At 34.8% G+C, this 9,232-nt stretch carries 8 protein-coding genes; 4 read left to right on the top strand and 4 right to left on the bottom strand.

Going from position 1 to position 9,232, the window contains the following annotated elements:
- Both ACR2MV_RS08110 and ACR2MV_RS08105 read right to left on the bottom strand, forming a co-directional pair.
- Positions 1-1,015: C45 family autoproteolytic acyltransferase/hydolase (locus tag ACR2MV_RS08110; protein ID WP_434021407.1), on the bottom strand; the 1,015-nt coding region annotated here is incomplete at its 3' end.
- Positions 1,016-1,245: 230 nt separating this feature from the next.
- Positions 1,246-1,485: a hypothetical protein gene (locus ACR2MV_RS08105; protein WP_434021406.1), complete on the bottom strand. Its 240-nt coding sequence runs from the start codon at positions 1,483-1,485 to the stop codon at positions 1,246-1,248.
- Positions 1,486-1,726: 241 nt separating this feature from the next.
- Here ACR2MV_RS08105 and ACR2MV_RS08100 point away from each other — a divergent pair, with 241 nt between their 5' ends.
- The 3 genes from ACR2MV_RS08100 (at position 1,727) to ACR2MV_RS08090 (ending at position 5,449) form a co-directional block, all read left to right on the top strand.
- The gene (locus ACR2MV_RS08100) at positions 1,727-2,290 is read left to right on the top strand and encodes a sigma-70 family RNA polymerase sigma factor (protein ID WP_434021405.1); all 564 of its coding nucleotides are present in this window, start codon (positions 1,727-1,729) and stop codon (positions 2,288-2,290) included.
- Positions 2,239-4,632: a serine/threonine-protein kinase gene (locus ACR2MV_RS08095; protein ID WP_434021404.1), complete on the top strand. Its 2,394-nt coding sequence runs from the start codon at positions 2,239-2,241 to the stop codon at positions 4,630-4,632. Before ACR2MV_RS08100 ends, ACR2MV_RS08095 begins: the two co-directional genes overlap by 52 nt.
- Positions 4,633-4,711: 79 nt before the next feature.
- A complete protein-coding gene (locus tag ACR2MV_RS08090) occupies positions 4,712-5,449 on the top strand; it encodes a protein phosphatase 2C domain-containing protein (RefSeq protein WP_434021403.1) in 738 nt (245 codons plus the stop codon).
- 355 nt (positions 5,450-5,804) lie between these two features.
- Here ACR2MV_RS08090 and ACR2MV_RS08085 read toward each other — a convergent pair whose 3' ends face one another.
- A complete protein-coding gene (locus ACR2MV_RS08085) occupies positions 5,805-6,854 on the bottom strand; it encodes a bestrophin family protein (RefSeq protein ID WP_434021402.1) in 1,050 nt (349 codons plus the stop codon).
- Between the two features lie 129 nt (positions 6,855-6,983).
- Positions 6,984-7,451, bottom strand: a complete 468-nt coding sequence (locus ACR2MV_RS08080; protein WP_434021401.1) for a cold-shock protein — start codon at positions 7,449-7,451, stop codon at positions 6,984-6,986.
- An 824-nt stretch (positions 7,452-8,275) separates the two neighbouring features.
- On the opposite strand from ACR2MV_RS08080, the gene ACR2MV_RS08075 reads away from it, so the two are divergent.
- Entirely contained in the window at positions 8,276-8,455 is a 180-nt protein-coding gene (locus ACR2MV_RS08075) for a hypothetical protein (protein ID WP_434021400.1), read from the top strand.
- Positions 8,456-9,232: the final 777 nt, after the last annotated feature.

The raw sequence follows: 9,232 nt of genomic DNA, 5'->3' as shown, positions 1-9,232 counted from the left end.
TCATGAAATCTTTAGATAAGATGCCTTCAGCTTTTTCAAATCTTTCCACAGTTTTTGCAGTTGTGGGCTTTTTTGAAGTTATATCTCTTACTTTTTTCGCTTTCGGGTTTAGCGTATGATTCGTATGCACGGCATAATTCCCTTCATAGGATTTTACACTGTAGACATTTCCTTTTCCGGATACTTCTAAGGATTCTACCTTATTTCTATCTCCAACCATATAATTCATAGATTGAGCCGAAGGAACACTTGCTAAATATTTTTTAGCTTGTTCAATATTTTTTGTCTCAAGAATTTTTCGATTATTAAAAGCAACTGGTAGGCCTCTTGTGTTTCTTTCCATGTCAACGATGATATTACAACCAACTCCAACACCGTAATTATTTACGCCATTTTGAGCAAAAGTTCCCGCAAAACCTGTCTGAAGAATCACTACATCGCTATCAGGATCAATAATTTTAGTAACCACGACTCTATCACTAAAAATTCCCATTAAATCGTTATTGTGTGTAACAAAATTTGGAAGATCAGTTCTCCCGTAAACTCCTGTCGTAGTGCAATGAGCAACTTGTTCTGCATTTGCTCCTTTTTCCATTAGAAAAGCTAAGTATTCATCTAGACTGTTGTATAAAAACAAGACTTCCAAACTAATTTCTGAACCCTTTGCCATTCCTTCTAATTCTGAATAGAGGTTAGGAGTATATTTTTTAACGTCATTTAAATAAGTTGTTTTTGATATAAAATCAGCGGCCATCTCGTCACTATTCTTATATTCAGAATGTTCGGTTATCCAAATATCAAAATCATATATAGATTCTTGAATAATAGTTTTCAAGGCTGAACCTTGTTGGTACCCTTTACCAAAGGCCGTCGGGGCATCAATTTCCAAGTAATAAATACCTTCTCGATTTTCTACCTTGGGAATTTCAATATCCTTTTTGGAAAAACTGGTAATAATTATTGCGATTGTCGCAAGAATTGAAATTGTGACTGTTCTAAATGTTGAATTTTTCATTTTATTAAATTTTAGATTATTATTTTTTGATGTTTGAAGGTTTTAGATTGCCCTTCATTTATAACAGGGACAATACCTCTAAAAAACCCTAATTAAAATTGAAAAAAATACAAATTCTTGGATCTATAGTTTTTCATGGTGTTAGTAAATAGGCTTTGCTTTAATTAAAAAAGCTGCTCTTTCCTTAAGAAGGATAGAGCAGCTCGTCTCATATTACCTTATATCCATCATTACCAATCAGCTTCGGGAAGCACTACAGCTTCCGGAACGTCAATCTCTGGAACCACAGGGTCAACGATAATAATATCTCTGTCATGATAATATGGAGCTCCATAACCGCTATTTCTGTGGTGCATATGATTTACAGAATTTGTTTTATTTGCTGTTGTTCCAGATGATGCGCCACAACTAGTTAAAAATGATGAAGCTGCAATTGCTAATCCTAAAATTAATGTTACATGTTTTTTCATAATTGTATATTTAAATTACTATTCTGGGAAAAATCAATATATTTTATTGACCTTCATTTAAAACAGGGTAATAATTCTAATAAAACCCTAAAAAATTATAAATACTTGTAAATAAGATGACTATAAACTTGTTATAGCTTGCTGAGTTCTAAATAAAGAGCACTAAGGGCTACAAATAATTCTTGAGAAGACTTATTTTAGTATTTTTATATTTGTAAATTATTCATTTCAATTTTTCTATATGCATAACAAAAAAAATGAGGTTACGCAAATACTACAAAACATAGATAGCGGCAACCGGTCAGCAGATCTTTACCCCTTGGTTTATGATAATCTTCATGATATTGCCGAAAAATTGTATCGAAGAGAAAATCCGGGGCATACACTACAACCCACTATTTTAGTAAATGAGGCCTATTTGAGCCTTGTGGATCAGGATCATATTGATTGGAAAGGAAGATCTCATTTTTTTGCAGTCGGAGCTCAGGCAATTCGCAGGGTTTTAGTACATCACGCCAGGCATAAGAATGCACAAAAAAGAGGATCTGGCGAAAGAAAGCTGGATTTAAATGAAGCGCTTACATATTCTGTTGAAAAAGATGAGGTGATTTTGTCTTTAGATGAAGCCCTGGAGAAATTAGAGGAAGTTCATGAGAGACAGGCGAAAGTTGTTGAGCTAAAGTTTTTTGGAGGAATGAAGATGCAGGAAATTGCGGATGAATTGGGAGTGTCAATTAAAACAGTCGAAATAGATTGGCGAGTAGCGAAGGCCTGGTTAAGAAAGTTTATGAAGAGCGATATTTAATGAATACGAAAGATCTCCACGAAAAAGTTTCCGATATTCTATCAAAAGTTATAGACCTGCCCTATGAAGAAGGGTTAAGGAAAATTGATCTTTTTTGTGAAGGCGATGATCTTTTAAAGAGTGAAGTTTTATCCTTGTTTAAAGAGATTCACGAAGAGGAGTCAATTAAAACGGAAATCCCAATTCATACGGAAAATGAAAAAACGAAACTTGTTGGAAGGAAAGATTCCGTTTTTCGTTCTAAAGTAGTTAGCAACTGGACCAAGTTACTATTTGGAAGTAAACAAAATAGACTAGTACTCATCGTATTGTTTCTCGGCCTGCTTTTAGGGGCAGGATTTATAAGCGGGCGGTATATTCGAAACAGTATTCTGGATTCTGAGCGTGAAGTAAAAAGAGCACTGCTGACAACAACTACAGAAGTTTTCCAGCATTGGTTGATCAATGAAAATAGTAAGATTCAGGCGATTTCACTTAATGATGAGTTGGTAAATTTTGCAAAGGCTATTGATAGCCTTGAGAATTTGGATGAGTCTTTAGAATTGTTAAGAACATCGAAGGTGGCAAGGGAGGCCACAAAATGGTTTCAAAAGGAAGGAGCTATTAATAACTATGGATTACTATCCTTATTAAGCAACAATAGTCCAAAAGTCTTATTAGGAAACTCGCTTGTTGATTCTACCGGAATTTCGGGGATGTTCGACGATGATTTAGGAGAAATGATTTATAAGGACTATTTAAAAGCGAAAGAAGGAGAAGTCGTTTTTATACCGCCAGTCAACAATTTTGATTTGATCAATAATTTCAGTGACGAATACAGTGATGCCATAAAAAGAGAGGCATGGGTGAATTTTTTATGCCCGATCTTCGATAAAGAAGATCAGGTAATAGCAATTCTGGTAGGTTCATATCAAGCCAAGCATAGTTTTTCTAACATTTTTAAATTATCAAAGCATGGTGCAACCAGCGAAACATATGCTTTCAATGATGATGGGAAAATGCTTTCCTCGAGCAGATTTACAAAGGAACTTCAACAAACCTATTTATTGAATCACGACACGCTGGCCGAAACTATTTACACCATAGAATTGAAAGATCCGGGACTTAATGTAATGGATGGAGAATTACCTGAATCGGAACGAGTAGAGCAACCTTTTACCAGAATAGTTGATTTGTCCTTAAATCATTTGGCTTCAAAGGATTCTATTTACGAGGGAGATCTAATGACCCCTTACAGAGATTATCGAGGAATAAAGGTGATTGGAGCATACACCTGGCTTCCGGAATATAACTTTGGAATCATCACAGAAGAAGATTATGATGAAGCACTTGCCTCTCTTGGATATTTTAGAGATACATTTATTTCGTTTTATATTGTGATTCTTATCCTTTCTTTTTTACTTTTTAATTCAAATGTACGCATTGCAAGAATCGGTAAAAAGGTTGATGATTTCAGTATTCTAGGTCAGTATAAACTCAGAGAGAAAATAGGTGAAGGAGGTTTTGGCCAGGTATATAGGGCCGAACATACTTTTCTTAAAAATCCCGTGGCCATTAAGATATTGAAGAACAATTTTGTGAATACTGATATGCTCGATCGCTTTGAAAAAGAAGTGAAGATAACCTCATCATTATCTCATCCAAATACTATAAAAGTATACGATTATGGGACCACCGAGAATAATGATTTTTATTATGTGATGGAATATCTCAATGGGGTTTCCTTAGATAAAATTGTGAATGGCAAGAACGATATTAGCGTAGCAAGAGGTATTTATATTCTTTATCACATTTGCCTGTCCTTAAAGGAAGCACATGAAAAAGGCTTGGTTCACCGAGATATTAAGCCCATGAACGTAATGCTTTGTAATCAAGGCGGAGCGGTAGATGTTGTAAAATTACTTGACTTTGGACTGGTAAAGGAAGTCGACACAAGCATTTCTCAGCAAACACAGATCAACAGAATTGGGGGCACCCCAATGTTTATGGCACCAGAACGTATTCGGGACCCTTTTAATGCAGATCAAAGAGTGGACATATATTCGATAGGAGCTTTAGGGATGTATATTTTTAGTGGACAATATTTACTTGAATTAGTTTCTCAAAAAATGCTCACAGGTGAAGAAACGCTGCAAGGTGATTTTAGAAACCAATTGATCGAAAGGGAGGATGTTCCTGATGACTTGAGGAGCATTTTGTCGAAATGTATCAGATTTGATCCGAAAAAGAGACCAGAAAATATTGATGAGCTAATTGATTTCTTTGAGATCAAGCAGAAAGAATTTTCATGGAGTCGTCAGGACGCCTTGAATTGGTGGAAAGAATATGACACCTATTCATAGGTAAATTTTTAAACTGAAATTTGCAATCTTTTTAGGGTTATGAACCTTTTTATTCCCTTTTAAAGGTAAATATCATATTATGGAAATATTAACTCTTCTCAGGCGTGGAATTTATCATCATAATTTCAATGAAGATTTTTTGGGCATACATTCTTTGTCTGACGACATTGTTGTGGCCGCTGTAATGGATGGCTGTTCTTCTGCCAAGGATAGTCAGTTTTCATCTGCGCTGTACGCAAAATCACTTCACAAATCCGCCCGAATGCTTCCTCAAATGAAAGAGATTGTGGAGGACTTTGATTTAGAAACAATGTCTTTGGAGGGAATTGCTACATTTTTTATGAATCAATTGTTTGACGATTTAAAAAGAACCAAAAAGTTATTTTTTTTGGAAACCAAAGAATTACTCTCAACCATTGTTCTGTTAGTAATTAACAAAAGCCAAAGATCCGCCTGTGTTAAGATGAGTGGAGATGGAATCTTTGCAATAAATGGGGAAATAACAGAGATTGATCAAAACAACATCCCTAATTTTTTAGGGTATCACTTAAACAAGAGCTTCGAAGATATTGATGAAGCTGAGATTCAAACCTGGCATTTTGAATCCGTTAACGATGTTTCTATTTCCACTGACGGTATCCAAAAACTTAAATCCAGCGTAAAAAAGAACAAAAAGGATAGTGACCCCAGAGTGAAACTACTAATTGAGGGACCGAATGGCACTAACGATTCGTTTTTAGAAAATCAATACCAGAATTTTATGGATACTGGATTTATTCCATTAGATGATATCGGAGTGATTCGCTTTATTTTGTGAAAATTGGTGTTGATACCATTATCATGCTTTTAGACTTATAGTGCCTTTCCCGACTTAATACAGTGACCGCCTTTTTTAAAGATTATCTTTTTACAGGGCCTACTTTTTCTTTTTGGTTGATGATGTTTTAGCCGGAGTATTTGTTGAATTATTTTTTTGTTGATTGTTAGAACTATGACTTGTTCTGGTATTATTTTTTGAGGTCGCTTTATATGTAGAGGTGTTTACTTTTTTTGATTGATTAGTCGAAGTTTTTGAACTCGTTCCAGGTTTTGGTCCCGCATTCTTCGTGGCAGTTGAAGACTTTTTCCGATTGTTTGAATAAACTCATTTTCCGCCCTCTACTTATTGAAAGCTACATATCGATATAATTGGTGTTGGTAAAAGGGGCAGGTATATTCTTAGGATCTTCGTCAATAATCTGTAAAATATCACGTGTAATCCCTCTGGAAATATTTGAGATTGGAACATCGTTGGGGGACCCTTCAAAAGGATTCTCACCAGCAAGGCCAATACGAAGCATGGTGTTAAATACCCAAATGACGATGACGGTAAAAGGAATATTTAACCAAACAAAGTACGTTCCAATAAACGGATTTGTTTTGGCTATTTCCAGACCCATTCTTGCAAATGCTGGAATGATAGCCATAGGCAATAACCACATAAAAATGTGAACAAAATGATAACCGATGCTGGCATATTGTTTAGGATAGGGAAAGTTCTTTATTCTTTCTGATTTTCCCTGCAAGGCTGTTAGTTCCTGAAGGATCTGTTGTAAATTAAGTAAAGAGAAATCCCATAGTTTTTTTTCATCGGTCAAGGCCCTGAAATGTTTCGATTGCAGACTTATAATCGCATTGGGTTTATTGTCTGAAGACATAACCTTCTCATATTCTTTTGGTGACAAGTAAGGGTGTATCTCTTCTTCTAAAGAAGTTTCGTGTTCCGGAATCTGGTAGGCAAATTTTTCTTTTTTATGCATTGACTCATAGGAAGCCTCCCATGGTTTTTTCGTTCGCATCGCATAACGCAATGCTGTTAACCAAGCAATATGTCTGTTGGTGATTATTTTAACAACCTCAGTTTCATCTTGCTTCGCTTCCGTACGATGCATATAAAAGCTGTCTCTTACGGTTATGACAAGAGACCTGGATGTATTGACAATACCTCCCCATATCTTTCTGGCTTCCCAAATTCTGTCATAGGCGGCATTATTTTGAAAACCGATCATAAATGCGACAGCGGTTCCTACTAATCCAACTGGGGTCAAGGGAACCTGCAACCACTTTATGCCAATTAATTCGTAGAGAATTGTGATGGCGGTAGCCATAACAATAAAGAAAATCAGTTCTCTCCTCGTCCAGATTAAAACATTTTTAAATGGAAATCTCCGCTGTTTGTACATTGTTTTTTATTTAAAAATAATTATTTCTGATGTAATGATAGGTTCCGCTGCTCTTTTTTCTATCTGAATAATGGAAAAACGGCATAAAAAAAGCCGCAAATGCGGCTCGTTTAATAGCGATGTATAAATCTAATCTTCTTTGATTAAGGTCACCTTGACTGCATTCATTCCTTTCATTCCTTTTTCAAGTTCAAAGGTTACTTTGTCGTTTTCAGCGATCTCATCGATTAAACCACTGACATGACAGAAATATTTTTCTGAGTTTTCTGCATCAATAATAAATCCAAAACCTTTGGAAGAATCAAAAAAGGATACGGATCCTTTTCTGATGGGATCAAACTCTTCCTCTTCTCCTGGGACTGATTTTGGAATGCTGATTTCGATACTTTCAGCATCTATTTGAATTTTTTTCGATGGATCTGGTGGAGTATCTGTTAAATGCCCATTATGATCAACATAGGCAAACTCAATTCCTTTTTTGCCATTTTCCTTGGCTGCAGCTTTTCGAGCCTCCATTTTTTTTCTTTTGTCCTCACGTTTCTTTAAACGTTTTTTTTCCTTTTCACTTTTGTTAAATGTCTGCTGCGATTTTGCCATTCGTTTCTATATGATGTTTTAACCTGTAACGGTAATTATTGCTCAAAGCTATTTAATTATAATTAAAATATAGCAAATAATAGTGTTTTCGTGCGAAATTTAAAGATTTAGTCACTTTTTTGATACATTTTCATGAAATTCATAACATTTAGAATTGAAATCATGCACTAATGAGAGGCAATATCAGGATCACTGCGATTATTAACAAATGATAGCAAGTCTGATTCGGATACAATCATGTCTGCTTCTGAATGCTCTTTGGATTGTCTTATATCTTTAAATTTTAATTTATTAAATATCATTAATGCCAAAAATGTAAAACTTTTTGAAAGCCACTTTCATTCTTTATTTTTTTTAGGTTTAATGTCCTCCAGGGCTTTCAAATGATATTGCCAGACTAAAAACATGTTGATAGGAAAACCTATGAATAGAAAAATGAGAAGGATCGTTACAGAGTCTTTCGGCAAGCCAAGTGGATCTGCAATTGACCCTAAACTTGAATAAGAAGCCAACTCGTAACCACATAAAGAGAAAGTTTATTGACAACTTGCTTTTCTTTACACTTTTTCCAAAAATCTTTTCTCTTCATTTATAAAACTAAAAAAGGGAGTATAATCTCTAGCTTTACCCTGATAACACTAGGTTTAATTGAATATCTACACTAAGGTAGTGAAAAATAACCTTTTTAATTTGAGCATTAAGGGTCCGCCTGACGAACTAAAATAAAACAAGTCCCTAACAGGCCTATTTGTTACATAGTTTTTTGCCTACAAAAAGTCAAAGCCATTTTTTTCGTATCTTTAAGAATATAAAAAAATATAAAGATGCTAGGTAAACTTGGTAAAACAGATCGAATTTTATTGTTTCTCGCTTTAGGGACACTAATATTTTCGGAGTTGATGTGGTTTCAAGGAGAAAGGGAAGGGGCCTTATTTGTAGGCCTTTGGGTACCTTCAATTCTTGGATTTGCCATTTTTTTAAAATTATTAAAGAGTGATAAATGATAGAACTAATCCCATATGCAGCAGGAATTGTATCACTATTTTTCGGAATTGCTTTTTACTATTTTCTGGAGGAAATTCGAAAACAGTGATTAGTTGCTAAAACTTTTTGAGAGATATTTTATGTTTGAGTGTTATAACTCTATTTTGATTTCCGAAATTTTGATTTGGTATTCTATAAAATATTTTTCAATAATTAGATATGTGGCACCTTATTGATTTTAAAATCAAATGCCCTATTTTGAATTCTAATGAAATCTTATGCTTCGTTAATAATTTTTGAAATTCTTCGAAAAACTAATCTTTTTCCTTGTGGAGCTACGGGGATTTACTTCGTTGATCCCATAAATTCCCAGTTTGAAAATAAAATCTGCAATTGCTTATCAGCAATTCACATCTTTTCATAAAAAAAACGCTTGAGTGATAGAAGGGATTAACTGCGTTGATCCCAAAGGGGTGCGCCCGATCAAGTAAAAAGAAATTAATCACTTCGTGATTTCTCTTTTTTATTTTATCTGGCTCGTCCTCGAATTTCATTCGGACCGATTCATATAAAATAAAAAAAGCCTTCTATCGAAGACTTTTCTTTTTCCTTGTGGAGCTACGGGGATGAACTTCGTTGATCCCATAAATTCCCAGTTTGAAAATAAAATCTGCAATTGCTTATCAGCAATTCACACCTTTTCATAAAAAAAACGCTTGAGTGATAGAAGGGATTAACTGCGTTGATCCCAAAGGGGTGCGCCCGATCAAGTAAAAAGAAATTAATCACTTCGTGAT

Source organism: Lutimonas sp. (genome assembly GCF_051011215.1).
In the GTDB taxonomy this organism is placed as follows: domain Bacteria; phylum Bacteroidota; class Bacteroidia; order Flavobacteriales; family Flavobacteriaceae; genus Lutimonas.
Note: the sequence above shows the minus strand (reverse complement) of the source record. Positions and strands in the feature narration are given on the sequence as shown.